We start from the raw sequence: 18,859 nt of genomic DNA, 5'->3' as shown, positions 1-18,859 counted from the left end.
CCACGGCTGGGCGTGGCGCGAAGCATGCTAAATAGCCTATGCCCGGACGCGCCGGGCACGATCGTCACTTATCAAAAAGATAGTGATTCACCAGATTTTCCAGCTGCTCCTGGTGGCCGCTCTGATGCTGAGGCGCCAGATTATGCTGCGTGGCATGCTGAGCAATTTCCTTCAGCGTCATCTGCCCCTTGAGGATTTGCTGGCCCAGATCGCCGTTCCAGCCGGCATAGCGTTTTGCCACGCGCTTATCCAGCCCGCCGTCTTCAATCATGCGCGCCGCCACCTTCAGCGACAGCGCCATCGTATCCATCGCCCCAATATGACCATAGAACAGGTCGTACTTATCGGTGCTTTGACGACGCACTTTGGCATCAAAATTCAGCCCGCCGGTAGTGAAACCGCCGGCCTTGAGAATCTCATACATCACCAGCGCGTTTTCTTCCACGCTATTCGGGAACTGATCGGTATCCCAGCCCAGCTGCGGGTCGCCGCGGTTGGCATCGACGGAGCCAAACAGGCCCAGCGCGATGGCGGTGGCAATCTCGTGGTGGAAACTGTGGCCTGCCAGGGTCGCGTGGTTCGCTTCGACATTCAGCTTGATCTCTTTTTCCAGACCGAACTGCTTGAGGAAGCCATAGACGGTGGAGGCGTCGTAGTCGTACTGGTGCTTGGTCGGCTCCATAGGCTTCGGCTCAATCAGCAGCGTCCCCTGGAAGCCGATTTTATGTTTGTGCTCGACCACCAGCTGCATAAACCGGCCAATCTGCTCGCGCTCCTGGCGCAGGTCGGTGTTGAGCAGCGTTTCATACCCTTCACGGCCGCCCCACAGGACGTAGTTTTCGCCGCCCAGCTTGTGGGTGGCGTCCATGGCGCTCACCACCTGCGTCGCCGCCCAGCTGAACACCTCCGGATCCGGGTTGGTGGCCGCACCTGCGCCGTAGCGCGGGTTAGTGAAGCAGTTCGCGGTGCCCCACAGCAGCTTCACGCCGCTGTGCTCCTGTTTTGCCGCCAGCACATCGACCATTTGCGCGAAGTTGTTCAGGTATTCCTTCAGCGAAGCGCCTTCCGGCGAGACGTCGACGTCGTGGAAGCAGTAGTAGGGGACGTTGAGCTTGTGGAAAAACTCAAAGGCGACGTCGGCTTTACGTTTGGCCATTTCCAGGGCGTCGCCCGGCTGCTGCCACGGACGGTTGAAGGAACCGACGCCAAACATATCGGCCCCGTTCCAGCAGAACGTGTGCCAGTAGCAGGCCGCAAACCGCAGGTGCTCTTCCATGCGTTTGCCCAGCACCAGCTCATCCGGATTATAGTGACGGAAAGCCAGCGGGTTGGTGGATTTAGGGCCTTCATAACGAACGCGATCGAGTTGATCGAAATAGGTCTGCATAATGAACTCCATATTCAGGGATGCGGCGGGTAATAAGTCATAAGCCAATATAGAGTTGCTGTTTTACTTTCCTCAATTACGTTATTTCACACCGCGATTGAGAGAATCCGCAAACGTGCACCAGATCGCATAAACACCCCCTCAATTCGTTATTTATAGCGTATCCCAATGAAAAACAGAGACAATTTCTGAAGCCCTGATGATTAAAATAAGATCGCGGTCATAAATCAGCAAATAAACTAAATTTCATAACGCCAAAATAAGCACAGGTAATTGCCAGCACCCTTTTCCCCGTTAAGAATCTTCAACGTATCAGGCCGTCTGCCTTTACCGCTTGTGTTATCCTGCACTTTACAAAAAGGTATTATTATTATGAAGATAAAGAACCTTTGCCTCACGCTCTGCGCTTCGCTCATTCTCACCAGCATGGCGGGTATTGCTAAAGAAGTTAAAATTGGTATGGCCATTGACGATCTGCGCCTCGAGCGCTGGCAAAAAGATCGCGATATTTTTGTCAACAAGGCCGAATCATTAGGCGCAAAAGTATTTGTGCAGTCTGCTAACGGTAATGAAGAAACGCAGATGTCGCAAATTGAAAATATGATAAACCGTGGCGTCGACGTGCTGGTTATTATTCCTTACAACGGCCAGGTTTTAAGTAACGTTATTAAAGAAGCGAAGCAGGAAGGGATCAAAGTCCTCGCCTACGACCGTATGATTAATAACGCAGATATTGATTTCTATATTTCCTTCGATAACGAAAAAGTCGGCGAAATGCAGGCCCAAAGCCTGGTCAATAAAGTGCCCGAGGGAAATTATTTCCTGATGGGCGGCTCGCCTGTTGATAATAACGCCAAGCTCTTCCGCGCCGGGCAAATGAAGGTGCTCAAGCCCTATATCGATGGCGGCAAAATCAAAATTGTCGGCGATCAGTGGGTCGACGGCTGGCTGCCGGAAAACGCGTTAAAAATTATGGAAAACGCGCTGACCGCCAACAATAACAAAATTGATGCGGTCGTGGCCTCAAACGACGCCACCGCCGGCGGGGCAATCCAGGCGCTCAGCGCCCAGGGGCTGGCGGGGAAAGTGGCGATCTCGGGTCAGGATGCCGACCTTGCGGGAGTGAAGCGCATTATCTCCGGCACCCAGACGATGACGGTTTATAAACCCATCGTGACGCTTGCCACCACGGCGGCAGAAATTGCCGTCGAGCTCGGTAACGATAAGGCGCCGCACGCCGACGCGACCTTAAATAACGGGCTGAAGGACGTCCCGTCGCGGCTGCTGACGCCCATCGAAGTCAATAAAGACAACATCGACCAAACGGTTGTTAAAGACGGTTTCCACAAAAAGAGCGAACTGTAATCCCCGACGCCCCTTCGCGGGGGCGTTATTCTCGTCCAGCCGGATATCGCTTATGCGGAGCATCTATGTCCTGGTTACTTGAAATGAAGAACATTACCAAATCTTTCGGCGCGGTGAAGGCCGTTGATAATGTCAGCCTGCGGCTTAACGCCGGGGAAGTTGTCTCATTGTGCGGCGAAAATGGTTCCGGCAAATCTACCCTGATGAAGGTGCTGTGCGGCATTTACCCGCACGGCAGCTATGAGGGCGAGATTATCTTCTCTGGCGAAACCCTGCAGGCCGCCCATATTCGCGATACCGAGCGTAAGGGCATCGCCATCATTCACCAGGAGCTCGCGCTGGTTAAACACTTAACGGTGCTGGAGAATATTTTCCTCGGCGCGGAAATTTCCCGCCACGGCCTGCTGGATTATGAAACCATGACCCTACGCAGCCAGAAGCTGCTGGCTCAGGTCAATTTAGCGATCTCGCCCGATACGCGCGTCGGGGATTTAGGCCTTGGCCAGCAGCAGCTGGTTGAAATTGCCAAAGCGCTCAACAAGCAGGTGCGCTTACTGATTCTCGATGAGCCCACCGCTTCATTGACCGAACAGGAAACGGCAATCCTGCTGAACATTATTCGCGATCTGCAAAATCACGGCATCGCCTGTATTTATATCTCTCACAAGCTCAACGAAGTCAAAGCCATCTCCGACACCATCTGCGTGATCCGCGACGGTCAGCATATTGGCACCCGCGACGCCAGCGGCATGAACGAAGATGACGTGATTACCATGATGGTCGGCCGCGAGCTTACCGCCCTTTATCCCAGCGAACCCCACGCCCACGGCGATGAAATTTTACGCGTCGAGAATTTAACCGCCTGGCATCCGGTCAACCGTCATATCAAACGGGTGAACGATATCTCCTTTTCGCTGCATCGCGGCGAAATTCTCGGCATTGCCGGGCTGGTCGGCGCCGGACGTACCGAGGCGGTCCAGTGCCTGTTCGGCGTCTGGCCGGGGCGCTGGGAGGGGAAAATCTATATCGACGGCCAGCCGGCGGCGATTCATCACTGCCAGCAGGCGATTGCCCACGGTATCGCCATGGTGCCGGAGGATCGCAAAAAAGACGGCATCGTGCCGGTGATGGCGGTTGGCAAAAACATCACTCTGGCCGCGCTGGACCAGTTTAGCGGCCCGCTAAGCAGCCTCGATGACGCCGGGGAGCAGCTGTGCATTCAGCAGTCGATCCAGCGGCTGAAAATCAAAACCTCGTCGCCGGATCTGGCCATCGGCCGACTCAGCGGCGGTAATCAGCAGAAGGCGATCCTCGCCCGCTGCCTGCTGCTGAACCCGCGCATTTTAATCCTTGATGAGCCCACCCGCGGCATCGATATCGGCGCGAAATACGAAATCTACAAGCTGATAAATCAGCTGGTGCAGCAGGGGATCGCCGTGATCGTTATCTCGTCGGAGCTGCCGGAGGTGCTCGGACTCAGCGATCGGGTGCTGGTCATGCACGAAGGCAAACTGAAAGCCAACTTAATCAACCAGGGTCTAACCCAGGAACAGGTAATGGAAGCCGCACTGAGGAGCGAACACCATGTCGAAAAACACGTCGTCTGAGATAAAACTGGCCCCATCAGCCTCCGCCACCCTGCCCGGATTAAAGGGCCTGAATCTTCAGGTTTTCGTCATGATCGCCGCCATCGTGGTCATCATGCTGTTCTTTACATGGGTTACTGACGGGGCCTACCTAAGCGCGCGCAATATTTCGAACCTGTTGCGGCAGACGGCCATTACCGGCATCCTCGCGGTGGGGATGGTCTTTGTGATTATCTCCGCCGAGATTGACCTCTCCGTCGGCTCAATGATGGGGCTGCTCGGCGGCGCGGCGGCCATCTTCGACGTCTGGCTCGGCTGGCCGCTGCCGCTCACGATCCTCGTGACGCTGGCGATGGGGCTGCTGCTGGGCGCGTGGAACGGCTGGTGGGTCGCCTACCGCAAGGTGCCCTCGTTTATCGTCACACTCGCCGGCATGCTGGCGTTCCGCGGGATTCTGATCGGCATCACCAACGGCACCACGGTCTCCCCGACCAGCCCGGCGATGTCGCAAATCGGCCAGAGCTACCTGCCGGACGGCATTGGCTTCGGTATCGGCGTCATCGGCATGGCCGCTTTTATTATCTGGCAGTGGCGCGGTCGCCTGCGCCGCCAGGCGCTGGGCTTAACCACGCCCGCCTCAACCGCTACCGTCGGCCGCCAGACCCTGACCGCCGTTTTTGTCCTCGGCGCAATCTGGCTGCTGAACGACTATCGCGGCGTCCCGACGCCGGTGCTGATCCTCGCCGCGCTGCTGCTGGCGGGGATGTTTATGGCCACCCGTACCGCCTTTGGCCGGCGGATTTACGCCATCGGCGGCAACCTTGAGGCGGCCCGCCTGTCGGGGATCAGCGTCGAGCGGACCAAGCTGGCGGTGTTCGCCATCAACGGCCTGATGGTCGCCATTGCCGGGCTGATCCTCAGCTCGCGGCTGGGGGCCGGCTCGCCGTCCGCAGGCAACATCGCCGAGCTGGACGCCATCGCCGCCTGCGTGATCGGCGGCACCAGCCTTGCCGGCGGCGTCGGCAGCGTGGCCGGCGCGGTAATGGGGGCCTTTATCATGTCGGCGCTGGATAACGGCATGAGCATGATGGACGTCGCTACCTTCTGGCAGTACATCGTTAAAGGCGCCATCCTGCTGCTGGCGGTGTGGATGGATTCCGCTACCAAGCGGCGCGCCTGACGCACCGGACAGCAGAATGCCCGAATTATTTGCGCTACCGCCGGATTCCCGCATAAGTCGCTTGTAATAGTTCGGGCATTGGCCGGTATTGTATGGCCAGCAAGAGATGACCAGGGAACGAGATTATGTTTGAAAAGCGCCACCGTATTACGCTGTTATTCAATGCCAACAAAGCCTACGATCGGCAGGTCGTGGAAGGCGTTGGCGAATATTTACAGGCGTCGCAGCTGGAGTGGGACATCTTTATCGAAGAGGATTTCCGCGCCCGGATAGAGAACATCAGAGAGTGGCTGGGAGACGGGGCGATCGCCGATTACGACGATCCCGAAATTGAAAAGCTGCTGGCCGGCGTCGAGATACCGATCGTCGGCGTGGGCGGCTCCTACTATCACCCCGAGGATTACCCGCCGGTTCACTATATCGCCACCGATAACGCCGCTCTGGTTGAGAGCGCCTTCCTGCATCTTAAGGAGAAAGGGGTTCATCGTTTCGCCTTTTACGGGCTGCCCACCTCCGGCGGCAAACGCTGGGCCGTTGAGCGCGAGCACGCGTTTTGCCAGCTGGTCGCCAAAGAGAAGTATCGCGGCGTGGTCTACCAGGGGCTGGAGACGGCGCCGGAAAACTGGCAGCACGCGCAGAACCGTCTGGCGGACTGGCTGCAAACGCTGCCGCCGCAAACCGGGATCATCGCCGTTACCGACGCCCGCGCGCGCCACGTTTTGCAGGCCTGCGAGCTGCTGCATATTCCGGTACCGGAGAAGCTCTGCGTCATCGGCATCGATAACGAAGAGCTGACCCGCTACCTGTCGCGCGTGGCGCTATCGTCGGTGGCGCAGGGCACCCGCCAGATGGGCTATCAGGCGGCAAAGCTGCTGCACCGCCTGCTGGATAAAGAAGCGCTGCCGCTGCAGCGCAGGCTGGTTCCCCCCATGCGCGTCATTGAGCGACGCTCGACGGACTACCGCTCCCTCTCCGACCCTTCGGTTATTCAGGCCATGCACTACATCCGCAATCACGCCTGCAAGGGGATAAAGGTTGAGCAGGTGCTGGACGCGGTCGGGATCTCGCGTTCGAACCTCGAAAAGCGCTTTAAAGAGGAGGTAGGCGAAACCATTCATACGGTCATTCACAGCGAGAAGCTGGAAAAGGCGCGCAGCCTGCTGGTTTCGACGACGCTCTCGATCAATGAAATTTCGCAGATGTGCGGCTATCCGTCGCTGCAGTATTTCTATTCCGTGTTTAAGAAAGAGTACGACGTCACGCCGAAGGAGTACCGCGACCGGCACAGCGAGGTGATGATGTAGCGGAAAAAGCGCGAAAAAAATGCCCGGGCCTGCGCGCCGGGCATTTTTATTACGGATTTTACGTTACATATGTGCGGCAATCAGACGCTGGTTATCCTGATACATCGCGAAGAGATAGTTGTTATAGCTCGACCCTTTGGTCGAATAGCCCTTCAGCTTATGAATCATGGTGCTGGCGGTCACTTCCTGGTCCGTTTTACGCAGCTGCGCGCGGGAGGTGCGGAAGGATTTATACGCCGGATGCGTGTTCAGGTTGGTCACGTAGGCCTGCACCGACTGCTCTACCGAATCAAACTGAGAATAGCCTTTCATCGCGCCGCTGCAGTTGCCGCCGCCGCACTTCATACCAAACAGGTTGTTGTTCATGCGCGCCAGCTTCGAGGTACCCCAGCCGCTTTCGGCCGCCGCCATCGTGGCAACCATGCTGTTAGGGATAATGTCAACGCGGTCCATCAGCGTATTCCACGGAATATGACGCGTGTTGCCGGCCCATTTCACCTTATAGCGAGAGGTAATGTCTTTCAGACGCGCGCGCTCGCTCGGCGACCAACGGGAATCATACTGCTTGGTAACAAGCCAGCTACGATCGGCGGTAATCACCTGATTCTGTTTGGTAATATAAGGCATAACTGTCCGGAGAAACGCTTTTTTCCTTGGGGTTCCGGAAGGGTATTTTCGCAAATCAGGAAGTGAACTGCTCTTTACACTATTGCGAGAATACTCTTGTTTACTGCTGACCTTAACACTACTTTTTTTCTTTACTATCGGGGCTTTATGACTCGTTGTTGCCGTGTGGGTTGTTGCCAACACACTACCTGAAAATATGCAGGTAAGTAACATGAGTATCGCAGCCCCATATCGTCGAATGGGAATCGATATCATTAGATCTCCTGGTCGGATATATGCATTCCAACGCCTTGTTTTATGCGAAAAAACGTTAATTGAATCGCGAATAGTATCAAAAATACCCAGTGAGAGCACTAACAGAAATAGTCCAATTCCTAAAAGCTGTCATCTGAAATCGGTTTCGGCCCGCGGGAAACGTCGCAAAAATGCTATCCCGGTCGCATTTTTTGGCTATTTTTTGAACTGAATCACTCACCCCTTTTCATCCTCCTCGTAAAAGCGCGGGTGGGATGAGTTCATCCCCGGGCCAAAAGAGCAAACTGAACAAAAAACCTTACAGGACTTCGGCATGAAACTCGCTGCTCTCGCGTCGCTACTGTTGCCTGGGATGGCCTTCGCCGCCTGGAACACCGCTAACTTTCCCACCTTCACCGAAGAAGGCGCCGGCCGATTTATTAGCCAAAACGAGGTGGCGAAGGGTACACGTCCGCTGCAGATAAATTTTGACCAGCAGTGCTGGCAGCCCGCCGGAGCCATAAAGCTTAACCAAATGCTCTCTATGGAACCCTGCCGCGGCGCGCCCGCCCAGTGGCGAGTTTTCCGCGAAGGGCTGTACACCCTTGATGTCGACACCCGCTCCGGCACGCCGACGCTGATGATCACCCTCAAGGAGAGCGAAACGGCGTCAGCGGCGACGCCCCAGCTGCGCCAGTGCCCGAAATGGCAGGGCCAGCCGCTGACGATTGCCGTCGGTCAGACCTTTGCCGAAGGCAGCAAGGTGCGTGATTTCTATAGCGGCAACGTCGCGACGGTGAGCGGCGGCAAAGTGACCCTCCAGCCGGCCCCCAACAGCAACGGTCTGCTGCTGCTCGAACGGGCGGAAACCGACGCCGCCGCGCCGTTTAGCTGGCATAACGCCACGGTCTATTTCGTGCTCACCGACCGCTTCGTTAACGGCAACCCCGCCAACGACAATAGCTACGGGCGGCACAAAGACGGCATGCAGGAGATCGGCACCTTTCACGGCGGCGACCTGCAGGGCCTGACCAGCCGGCTCGACTACCTCCAGCAGCTGGGCGTCAACGCGCTGTGGATCAGCTCGCCGCTGGAGCAAATACACGGCTGGGTCGGCGGCGGCACCAAGGGGGACTTCCCGCACTACGCCTATCACGGCTACTACGCGCAGGACTGGACCAGGCTGGATGCCAACATGGGTACCGAAGCCGACCTGCGCCGTCTCGTCGATGAGGCCCATAAGCGCGGCATGCGCATCCTGTTTGACGTCGTGATGAACCACACCGGTTACGCGACACTCGCCGATATGCAGGAGTTCAAATTTGGCTCCCTCTATCTGCAGGGCGACGAGCTGAAAAAGACGCTCGGCGAACGCTGGACCGACTGGAAGCCCGGCCCGGGGCAGAGCTGGCACAGCTTTAACGATTACATCAACTTCAGCGATAAGGCCGGCTGGGAAAAATGGTGGGGGAAAAAGTGGATCCGTACCGATATCGGCGACTACGACAACCCCGGCTTTGACGATCTGACCATGTCCCTGGCCTTCCTGCCGGACCTGAAAACGGAGTCGACCACGCCTTCCGGCCTGCCGAACTTCTATCAGCAGAAAGCGGATACCGCCGCCAAAGAGATCCCCGGCTTCACGCCGCGCGACTACCTGACCCACTGGCTGAGCCAGTGGGTGCGCGACTACGGCATTGACGGTTTCCGCGTCGATACCGCCAAGCACGTCGAGCAGGCCGCCTGGCAACAGTTGAAAACCCAGGCCACCGCCGCGCTGGCGGAGTGGAAAAAGGCCAACCCCGATAAGGCGCTGGATAATGCGCCGTTCTGGATGACCGGCGAAGCCTGGGGCCACGGCGTTATGCAGAGCGATTACTATCGCCACGGTTTTGACGCCATGATTAACTTCGATTATCAGGATCAGGCGGCGAAGGCCGCGGATTGCCTGGCCAATATGGATCTGACCTGGCAGCAGATGGCGGACAAGCTGCAGCAGTTTAACGTCCTGAGCTACCTCTCATCGCACGATACGCGCCTGTTCCGCGAAGGCGGCAGCTCGGCGGCCGAACTGCTGCTGCTCGCCCCTGGCGCGGTGCAAATCTTCTACGGCGATGAGTCCTCGCGGCCCTTTGGCCCGACGGGTTCAGATCCGCTGCAGGGCACGCGCTCGGATATGAACTGGCAGGACGTCACGGGTAAAGCCGCGCTTAGCGTGGCGCACTGGCAGAAGCTCGGCCAGTTCCGCGCCCGCCATCCGGCCGTCGGTATGGGCAAGCAAACCACCCTTTCCCTGCCGCAGGGCTACGGTTTTGTGCGCGATAGCGGCGATGACAAAGTCATGATCGTTTGGGTGGGTCAGCGCTAGTCAGTGGATAAGCGACGCCCTCGGCTACCGAGGGCGTCTCAACAGAATAAAAATCTACAGAAACACAAAAATTCAGCATATTAACAAACCCCTCCCCGCATCCGCAGATTTGCACCTCGCCAACGCTGGCGTTATGGTTACCCACTTTCCAGACATACCGACAGATAATTCGCGATGACATTTTCACTTTTCGGCGACAAATTCACCCGCCATTCGGGCATTACCCGTTTGATGGAAGACCTTAATGACGGCCTGCGTACGCCGGGTGCAATCATGCTGGGTGGCGGCAACCCCGCGCAAATCCCGGAAATGAATGACTACTTCCACGACCTGCTTGCCAACATGCTGGCTAACGGTAAAGCCCTTGATGCGCTTTGTAATTACGACGGCCCGCAGGGCAAAAGCGAACTGCTGAGCCTGCTGGCGCAGATGCTGCGTGAAGAGCTGGGCTGGGAGATTGAACCACAGAACATTGCACTAACAAACGGCAGTCAGAGTGCATTTTTCTACTTATTTAACCTCTTTGCCGGACGCCGTGCGGATGGTACCACCCGTAAGGTACTGTTCCCGCTGACCCCGGAATATATCGGTTACGCCGATTCGGGCCTCGAAGAGGAGCTGTTCGTCGCCACCCGCCCGAACATCGAACTGCTGCCGGAAGGCCAATTTAAATATCATGTGGATTTCGAACATCTGCAGGTGACGGAAGAGACGGGCATGATTTGCGTCTCCCGCCCGACCAACCCCACAGGTAACGTGATTACCGACGAAGAGCTGATCAAGCTGGATGCGCTGGCCAATCAGCACGGCGTGCCGCTGGTGATTGATAACGCCTACGGCGTTCCCTTCCCGGGGATTATTTTCAGCGACGCCAGGCCGCTATGGAATCCCAATATCGTGCTGTGCATGAGCCTCTCCAAGCTCGGTCTGCCGGGCAGCCGCTGCGGGATTATCATTGCCAACGAGAAGATCGTGACCGCCATCAGCAATATGAACGGCATTATCAGCCTTGCTCCCGGCGGCATGGGGCCGGCGATGATGTGCGAAATGATTAAGCGCAACGATCTGCTGCGCCTGTCGGAGACGGTGATTAAGCCGTTCTATTACCAGCGGGTTCAGGAAACCATCTCCATTATTCGCCGCTACCTGCCGGCGGAGCGCTGCCTGATCCATAAGCCGGAAGGCGCTATTTTCCTCTGGCTGTGGTTTAAGGATCTGCCGATCTCCACCGAGCTGCTCTATCAGCGCCTGAAAAAGCGCGGCGTGCTGATGGTGCCGGGCGACTACTTCTTCCCGGGCCTTGATAAGCCCTGGCCGCACACCCACCAGTGCATGCGCATGAACTACGTCCCGGACCCGGAGAAAATTGAAGCGGGCGTGAAGATTCTCGCCGAAGAGGTTGAACGCGCCTGGGGCGAACAGGACGCGTAGCCGCGCGTTTTGTCGCCCGGCGACATCGCCAGCGCCGTCCAGCTAAAGAAACAGCGCCTTATCGCGCAGAATATGATCGTTTCCGCGCCGGCGGGTAAAGCCAATACGGTCAAAATACTCGAGGATTTGGATCGCCAGCTTTCTGCCGATGTTCAGCTTATCGCGAAAATCAGCGGCGCAGGTCGATCCCCTCTCGAGATCCAGCTCGCGAATCAGCCCGGCGAATTCGACGATCCGATCGTTACGGTAATAGCGATCTTTAACGATCGCGGTAATCACTCCCTGCTGCGCCGCCTGGCGCAGCACCGCACGCATTAAGGGCTCTTCAACGCCGCCCTCTTTTGCCAGATCCCGCACCCACCAGGGCTCATCGGCAAACAGGCCGGCCACCCGCAGCCAAACGGCCTGCTGCTCATCGGTAAAGCCCGCTTTGTGTTCCGGCAGATGCAGCCAGCCGTGGTGGCTGTGGAAAACCCCGCTTTCGCGCAGCAGCTCAATCAGCAGCAGCACCAGCGCTTCGTCCTCCATCGGCAGGGCGATACGCCGCAGGCGTTCGCGTCCCGTCCCCGGCTCATCGCGATGCTGATCGTGATAGCGCGTCAGCGCATCGACTAATTTGCTCTGCCAGCGCGCCGCCAGCGGGGCGCTGAGCAGGCCGTTGCCCGCCTGCAGATAGCCGGGCCGGCCTATCAGCGCGGCCAGCCCGGTTTCGCTAAGCTGCCGGGCCCAGGCAAAATCATCCAGACGCACCGCATCGCGCTGCAGATGCACCTCCAGCGCCCGGGCGTCGTCGGCGGCGCTCGCCAGCGTATGCAGCCACTGCAGGTATTCCGGCTTACGCTTGCCGCGGCGCGGCGGATTGAGCGTCACTACCCTGGCGCCTGCCAGCGTCGTGCGGGCGGAGATATCGCGCAGCACCAGGCGATCGTTATCCGCCAGCCACAAAGGGCTATCGAGCACCAGCTCGGCCAGCGTTCCCTCCAGCAGCGACACGCGTCCGGTAATGTGGCGGGCAGCATGATGGAGATGTAATGACTGCCACTGGGTGAGCGGCACGTGGCACTGCAGTTCGACAATCACTCGCCCGGCCGGTTCGGGAGGCTGAACCGACAGCAGCCAGTCGCCGCGGTTTAGCGCCTCTTTTTGCGCATCGCCGACGATATTCAGCGCGATGCGCTGACCGGCCCGCGCCTGCTCGACCGGCTGATTCTGCGCATGCAGGCCGCGCACGCGCACGGGCTTATCAACGCCGGTAAGCCATAGCGTATCGCCGACCTTAACTTCCCCGCTGAGCGCCGTGCCGGTCACGACCAGCCCCGCGCCTTTAACGGTAAAGGCGCGATCGATCGCCAGGCGAAAGCGCTGATGCTGCGGATGCTCGCGCCCGGAGAGCTGCTGCAGATGCTCCCGCAGCTCGCGAATTCCGCGCCCGGACGGTACGGCGGTGGCAAACAGCGCGGCGGGCGTAAAACCAAACTCCGCCAGCACCGCTTCGACGTCGGCGCGTACCTCGTCAACGCGCTGCGCCTCCACGCGATCGGCCTTCGTCAGCGCCACCGTCAGCGACGGCTTTCCCGTCAGCTGCAGGATCGCCAGATGCTCGCGGGTCTGCGCCATCACGCCATCATCGCAGGCCACCACCAGCAGCGCGTGATCGATCCCGCCCACCCCCGCCAGCATGTTGGACAAAAACTTTTCGTGGCCCGGCACGTCGATAAAGCCCAGCACCCGGCCGTCGGGCTGCGGCCAGTAGGCATAGCCCAGATCGATAGTCATCCCGCGGGATTTCTCTTCCGGCAGGCGATCGGCGTTCACGCCGGTAATCGCCTGCAGCAGCGTGGTTTTGCCGTGGTCAACGTGTCCGGCGGTGGCAATAATCATGGTAATAACATCTCCATAAACCGCGATTCATCTTCAAGGCAGCGCAAATCCAGCCACAGGCGGCCATCGCTAACCCGGCCAATCACCGGTACCGCCAGCGCCCGCCAGCGCGCGGCCAGCGCCTCCAGCCGGCTGCCCCGGCCGTCGCGCGGGGTGAAGGTCAGGGCGGCGCCGGGCAAGCGGTCCACCGGCAGCGAGCCGCTGCCGATTTGCGACTGACAGGGCTCTATCCGCACCTCAAAGTCAGGGTAACGCGCGGCAAGCCGCGTCTGCAGGCGCGCCGCCTGCGCGTGGATATCTTCGGCGCTGCGGGTCAGCAGGCGCAGGGTTGGCAGGCGCTCGCCCAGAGTTTCCGGATGCAGATAGAGGCGCAGGGTGGCCTCCAGCGCCGCAAGGGTCATTTTATCGGCGCGCAGCGCGCGCTTGAGCGGGTGCTGCTGCAGGCGGGCAATCATCGCCTTTTTACCGACGATAATCCCCGCCTGCGGGCCGCCCAGCAGCTTATCGCCGGAGAAGCTCACCAGGCTGACGCCGGCGGCAATCATCTCCTGCGGCATCGGCTCCTTAGGCAGGCCGTACGCGCTCAGATCCACCAGCGAACCGCTGCCCAGATCGACCACCAGCGGAATATCCAGCTCGCGGCCCAGCGCCGCCAGCTCCGCCTCATCCACGCTTTTAGTAAAACCTTCAATGCTGTAGTTGCTGGTATGCACCTTCATCAGCAGGCCGGTATTCTCACCCACGGCCTGGCGATAATCTTTCGCGTGGGTACGGTTGGTGGTGCCCACCTCGTGTAAAACGCAGCCCGCCTGGCGCATCACGTCAGGGATGCGAAACGCGCCGCCAATCTCCACCAGTTCGCCGCGCGAGAGCACCACCTCTTTGCCGCCGGCCGTTGCCGCCAGCATCAGCAGCACCGCCGCGGCGTTGTTATTGACGATGCAGGCGTCTTCCGCACCGGTCAGGCGGCACAGCAGATCCGCCAGCGCGCGGTCGCGATGGCCGCGTCCGCCGTCGTCGAGGCTATATTCCAGGGTAACCGGCGCCCGCATCGCCTGCGTAACCGCCTCCACCGCGGCCTCGGCCTGGATCGCGCGGCCTAAATTGGTATGCAGCACCGTTCCCGTCAGGTTGAAAACCGGGCGCAGCGCGCTTTCCGTCGTCTGCGCCAGCCGCCGCTCGGCCTCCTGTGCCCAGCCGGCACACCAGTCGGGCAGCGCGTGCCGCAGGCGGATGTGTTCCCGCGCCTGCTCCAGCATCTGGCGCAACAGGGCGACAACCTGGGCATGGCCGTATCGAGCCAGCACGGACGAAAAAGCGGGATCGCGGAGCAGACGGTCGGTGGCCGGAAGCTGGGTGTAAAGCGCACGAGTATCGGTAGTCATGAATGAGCCTGGCGATAGGTTATTTTCCCCCCTCCCGACGGGAGAGGGAGTCAACAATTGAGCGACAATTGTAACGCCTGCGCGCAGAAACTGTTACCTGCCTGGGTCAACTCCTTGGCGGTTCCGTGCGGGCAAAACTGGCGCGCTGAAAGAGCGCCTCAACCAGCGCAATCAGCCGGGGCCGCGTCGCGCACCAGCCCGGCGCCACGCGGCGGAAGTTAAGATAGGCAATGGCGCAGGCCGCAGAGATCGACGCCAGGTTAATCTCATCCCCGCGCAGGGTGCCGTCGGCCGCGTAGGCCTCCAGCGCATCAAGGCCGCGAGCCACCTTCTCCCGCTGGCGCAGCAGCTCCGTTTCCGACTGCTGGGCCGGCGGGCGCGCCTTTTCGCGCACCAGCGCCTGCGCCGCCTCCATCACGCCGTCTGCCAGCGCCTCCAGCTGGCGTACCTTCAGCGCCGCCTTCGGGTCGGTCGGCAGCATTTCCGGCATCACGCCGAGCAGTTCCAGATATTGCGCAATAATCGGCGAGTCGAACCAACACTCGCCGTCGTCGGTGACCAGCGCCGGGACCTTGCCTAAAGGATTATATTTTGCGACGCCGCTGGTTTCGCTCCAGGGGAATTCATTGACGAACTCGAAGGGAATATCTTTTTCCAGCAGTATGACGGAGATTTTGCGCACAAAGGGACTGGTGTAGCTGCCGATCAGTTTCACTGCCTGCTCCTTTCGCCAACAAAAATCTAAGTATGGTTCAGGAGCGGACAAAAGGCAGGCGGGACATTGTGGCAATCAGCCCGGGCCGCTGCGCGACCGATCCGCATGGGCCAACGCCGGCCCGCGAAATCTGCCGGAGATCACAGGTGCTAAAAACAAGCGACGATATTTTGTGACAAGCATCACATATAAATAATTATTATCAGATACAAAATTGTGACATTTATCACATTAAAGCGCGTTTCTGGCGACAAATTATCCCTCAGCCGCTTTTTTGCACAGCCATTATGTGACGCATATCACTATATACACCTCTCGATCGCCTATATTCATGTGATCTGCGTCACACAAAAGCCCGGTGACTGGACAGTTTTACGATTCGGTGCCAGATTTCGCTTTATCAATCAGGGTCCGGCTTCCTCTGCCGCCACATTAAGAGCCTATCCCAAAAGGAATTATCGTATAATACGTTACGGTAATTTCTGAGGGGGAATGTATGGCGGGTAGCAAGTGGCAGATCAGCGACGAACTATGGGAAAAAATGGCTCCACTCATCCCGGAGCATAAAACCAGCCACCCACTGGGGACTCATCGTAGACGCGTTGATAACCGTGCTGCCATGGATGCCATATTCTTCGTCCTCAGGACCGGTTGCCAGTGGAACGCCCTGAACGCCACCGGGATATGTTCATCGAGTTCTGCACACCGACGCTTCCAGGAATGGCGCGATGCGGGAGTCTTCGAACGCTTCTGGCAGAACGGTTTGCTTGCCTGCGAACATCTGGACGGCATTGACTGGTCCTGGCTGTCGATGGACGGCTGTATGACCAAATCGCCATTGTCAGGAACAAAAAAACAGGCCGTAATCCCACGGACAGAGGGAAACAAGGCGTAAAGCGTAGCCTGCTGACAGACGCCAACGGGCTTCCTCTGTCGCTGGTTGTTGCAGCAGCGAACACGCACGATATCAAACTGGTTGCAGATACGCTCGATGCACTTCAGACGGGGCGTCCGGGGCAAAAACTCAGACTCTGCCTGGACAAAGGTTACGAAGCTGGCTGGCTGAAAACGTATCTACAGAGCCGCCGCTACGAGCCGCATATCCAGTCCCGTAAAGAGGAGTCTGATGCAGGTAAAAACACCGACTTCAAAGCCCATCGCTGGGTTGTCGAGAGGACTCATAGCTGGATGAATCGCTTTCGCCGGGTTCTGACCCGATGGGAAAAGAAGGCCGAAAATTACGAGGCCATGTTGCATTTTGCCTGCGGCATCATTGTCTGGAACAAAATCCTATTGGGATAGGCTCTAACAACAAGCCTCGGGCTTTTAGCCTACGCGATAAGCAAAACAGAAAAAGGGGTGTTTTATGTCATCCGATATCAAGATCAAGGTGCAAAGCTTTGGTCGTTTCCTTAGCAATATGGTGATGCCAAATATCGGCGCGTTTATCGCGTGGGGTATCATCACCGCACTTTTCATTCCGACAGGATGGCTGCCAAGCGAGACGCTGGCGAAGCTGGTCGGCCCGATGATTACCTACCTGCTGCCGCTGCTGATCGGTTACACCGGCGGTAAGCTGATTGGCGGCGAGCGCGGCGGCGTGGTCGGCGCGATTACCACCATGGGCGTGATCGTCGGCGCCGATATGCCGATGTTCCTCGGTGCGATGATTGCCGGGCCGCTGGGCGGCTGGGCGATTAAGCATTTTGACAGCTGGGTAGACGGTAAGATTAAATCCGGCTTCGAGATGCTGGTGAATAACTTCTCCGCCGGCATCATCGGGATGATCCTGGCGATTCTGGCGTTCCTCGGCATTGGCCCTGCGGTTGAAGTCCTGTCCAAAATTCTGGCGGCGGGCGTTAACTTCATGGTCGTGCACGACATGCTGCCGCTGGCGTCTATCTTCGTAGAACCGGCGAAAATCCTGTTCCTGAATAACGCCATCAACCACGGTATCTTCTCGCCGCTGGGTATTCAGCAGTCCCACGAGCTGGGCAAATCAATCTTCTTCCTGATTGAAGCGAACCCGGGTCCGGGGATGGGCGTGCTGCTGGCGTACATGTTCTTTGGTCGCGGTAATGCTAAGCAGTCCGCAGGCGGCGCGGCAATTATCCACTTCCTCGGCGGTATTCACGAAATCTACTTCCCGTACGTGCTGATGAACCCGCGTCTGATCCTCGCCGTTATCCTCGGCGGTATGACCGGCGTGTTCACCCTGACCATCCTCAACGGTGGCCTGGTGTCTCCGGCTTCTCCGGGCTCCATCCTGGCCGTACTGGCAATGACGCCGAAAGGCGCCTACTTTGCTAACATCGCTGCGATTATCGCCGCTATGGCCGTCTCCTTCGTGGTCTCCGCCATTCTGCTGAAAACCAGCAAAGTGAAAGAGGAAGAGGATATCGATGCGGCAACCCGCCGTGTGCAGGATATGAAGTCCGCCTCCAAAGGCGCGGCAACGCCGCTGGCCGCTGGCGATGTCGCTAACGACCTGAGCCACGTGCGCAAAATCATCGTTGCCTGCGACGCCGGTATGGGTTCCAGCGCAATGGGCGCAGGCGTGCTGCGTAAGAAAGTACAGGATGCGGGACTGAGCAATATCTCCGTCACCAACTGTGCGATTAACAACCTGCCGCCGGACGTCGACCTGGTGATTACCCACCGCGACCTGACCGAACGCGCCATGCGCCAGGTCCCGCAGGCTCAGCATATTTCGCTGACCAACTTCCTCGATAGCGGCCTGTACACCAGCCTGACCGAACGTCTGGTCGCGGCGCAGCGCCATACCGATAACGAAGAGAAAGTTCGCGACAGCCTGCAGGACAGCTTTGACGCTGCCGATACTCACCTGTTCCGACTCGGGGCGGAGAATATCTTCCTCGGTCGCCATGCGGCAACCAAAGAAGAGGCCATCCTCTTTGCCGGCGAGCAGCTGGTCAAAGGCGGCTACGTTGAACCGGAATACGTGCAGGCGATGCTGGATCGCGAAAAGCTGACCTCCACCTACTTGGGTGAGTCCATCGCGGTACCGCACGGCACTATCGAAGCGAAAGATCGCGTCCTGAAAACCGGCGTGGTGTTCTGCCAGTATCCGCAGGGCGTACGTTTCGGCGAAGAGGAAGATGAGGTTGCCCGTCTGGTCATCGGCATCGCCGCCCGCAATAACGAGCACATCCAGGTCATCACCAGCCTGACCAACGCGCTGGACGATGAGACGGTGATTGAGCGCCTGACGCACACCACCAGCGTGGAAGAAGTGCTGGCGCTGCTGAACAAAGCGTAATCCGTTGCCCGGACGAGGCGCTGACGTCGGCGTCCGGGATAACGAGAAACGCCAGCCTCTCTCCGCGTGTCGGAGAGAGGGTTCGGGTGAGGGACAGGCCTCACCCGAACCCTCTC

The 18,859-nt window shown here is 58.5% G+C and carries 13 protein-coding genes; 8 read left to right on the top strand and 5 right to left on the bottom strand.

What is annotated here, in order from left to right; translation table 11 throughout:
* Window positions 1-64 precede the first annotated feature (64 nt).
* Window positions 65-1,387: a xylose isomerase gene (gene xylA / locus AC1M2H_RS01085; protein WP_464415056.1), complete on the bottom strand. Its 1,323-nt coding sequence runs from the start codon at window positions 1,385-1,387 to the stop codon at window positions 65-67.
* 372 nt (window positions 1,388-1,759) lie between these two features.
* Here xylA and xylF point away from each other — a divergent pair, with 372 nt between their 5' ends.
* The 4 genes from xylF to xylR all read left to right on the top strand — a co-directional run bounded on the left by xylF (window position 1,760) and on the right by xylR (window position 6,822).
* Complete coding sequence (gene xylF, locus AC1M2H_RS01080; RefSeq protein WP_480149978.1) at window positions 1,760-2,752, top strand: D-xylose ABC transporter substrate-binding protein; 993 nt, start codon at window positions 1,760-1,762, stop codon at window positions 2,750-2,752.
* A gap of 65 nt (window positions 2,753-2,817) precedes the next feature.
* Window positions 2,818-4,359, top strand: coding sequence for a xylose ABC transporter ATP-binding protein (locus AC1M2H_RS01075; protein WP_480149977.1), 1,542 nt, complete (start codon window positions 2,818-2,820; stop codon window positions 4,357-4,359).
* Window positions 4,337-5,518, top strand: a complete 1,182-nt coding sequence (xylH, locus tag AC1M2H_RS01070) for a xylose ABC transporter permease XylH (RefSeq protein ID WP_480149976.1) — start codon at window positions 4,337-4,339, stop codon at window positions 5,516-5,518. The genes AC1M2H_RS01075 and xylH overlap by 23 nt, the downstream gene beginning before the upstream one ends.
* 125 nt (window positions 5,519-5,643) lie before the next feature.
* Window positions 5,644-6,822: a D-xylose utilization transcriptional activator XylR gene (xylR, locus tag AC1M2H_RS01065; RefSeq protein WP_480149975.1), complete on the top strand. Its 1,179-nt coding sequence runs from the start codon at window positions 5,644-5,646 to the stop codon at window positions 6,820-6,822.
* Between the two features lie 63 nt (window positions 6,823-6,885).
* Here the strand turns inward: xylR and AC1M2H_RS01060 are convergent, their stop codons facing one another.
* Window positions 6,886-7,704 (bottom strand): protein bax, encoded by an 819-nt coding sequence (locus AC1M2H_RS01060; protein WP_480149974.1) that lies wholly within the window; start codon window positions 7,702-7,704, stop codon window positions 6,886-6,888.
* A gap of 313 nt (window positions 7,705-8,017) precedes the next feature.
* Here AC1M2H_RS01060 and AC1M2H_RS01055 point away from each other — a divergent pair, with 313 nt between their 5' ends.
* On the top strand, window positions 8,018-10,051 hold the full coding sequence (locus AC1M2H_RS01055; RefSeq protein ID WP_480149973.1) for an alpha-amylase: 2,034 nt from the start codon (window positions 8,018-8,020) through the stop codon (window positions 10,049-10,051).
* A 174-nt stretch (window positions 10,052-10,225) separates the two neighbouring features.
* On the top strand, window positions 10,226-11,482 hold the full coding sequence (gene avtA / locus AC1M2H_RS01050; RefSeq protein WP_480149972.1) for a valine--pyruvate transaminase: 1,257 nt from the start codon (window positions 10,226-10,228) through the stop codon (window positions 11,480-11,482).
* Between the two features lie 42 nt (window positions 11,483-11,524).
* Here avtA and selB read toward each other — a convergent pair whose 3' ends face one another.
* The 3 genes from selB to AC1M2H_RS01035 all read right to left on the bottom strand — a co-directional run bounded on the left by selB (window position 11,525) and on the right by AC1M2H_RS01035 (window position 15,463).
* A complete protein-coding gene (gene selB / locus AC1M2H_RS01045) occupies window positions 11,525-13,363 on the bottom strand; it encodes a selenocysteine-specific translation elongation factor (protein ID WP_480149971.1) in 1,839 nt (612 codons plus the stop codon).
* Complete coding sequence (gene selA, locus AC1M2H_RS01040) at window positions 13,360-14,748, bottom strand: L-seryl-tRNA(Sec) selenium transferase (protein WP_480149970.1); 1,389 nt, start codon at window positions 14,746-14,748, stop codon at window positions 13,360-13,362. The genes selB and selA overlap by 4 nt, the downstream gene beginning before the upstream one ends.
* A gap of 106 nt (window positions 14,749-14,854) precedes the next feature.
* Window positions 14,855-15,463 (bottom strand): glutathione S-transferase, encoded by a 609-nt coding sequence (locus AC1M2H_RS01035; RefSeq protein WP_480149969.1) that lies wholly within the window; start codon window positions 15,461-15,463, stop codon window positions 14,855-14,857.
* Window positions 15,464-15,959: 496 nt separating this feature from the next.
* Between AC1M2H_RS01035 and AC1M2H_RS01030 the strand changes: the two genes are divergently transcribed.
* Together AC1M2H_RS01030 and AC1M2H_RS01025 are read left to right on the top strand one after the other, a co-directional pair.
* Window positions 15,960-16,765, top strand: a protein-coding gene (locus tag AC1M2H_RS01030) for an IS5 family transposase (protein WP_480147878.1) whose coding sequence is annotated in 2 segments (ribosomal slippage) — window positions 15,960-16,310 and window positions 16,313-16,765 — 804 coding nt in all. Because the reading frame shifts where the segments join, the coding sequence is not laid out codon by codon here.
* Window positions 16,766-16,829: 64 nt separating this feature from the next.
* Window positions 16,830-18,743 carry a PTS mannitol transporter subunit IICBA gene (locus AC1M2H_RS01025; RefSeq protein ID WP_480149968.1) on the top strand — a complete coding sequence of 638 codons (1,914 nt, stop codon included), beginning with the start codon at window positions 16,830-16,832 and terminating at the stop codon, window positions 18,741-18,743.
* The last annotated feature ends 116 nt before the right edge of the window (window positions 18,744-18,859 follow it).

The organism is Klebsiella sp. F11, from assembly GCF_056712265.1.
Note: the sequence above shows the minus strand (reverse complement) of the source record. Positions and strands in the feature narration are given on the sequence as shown.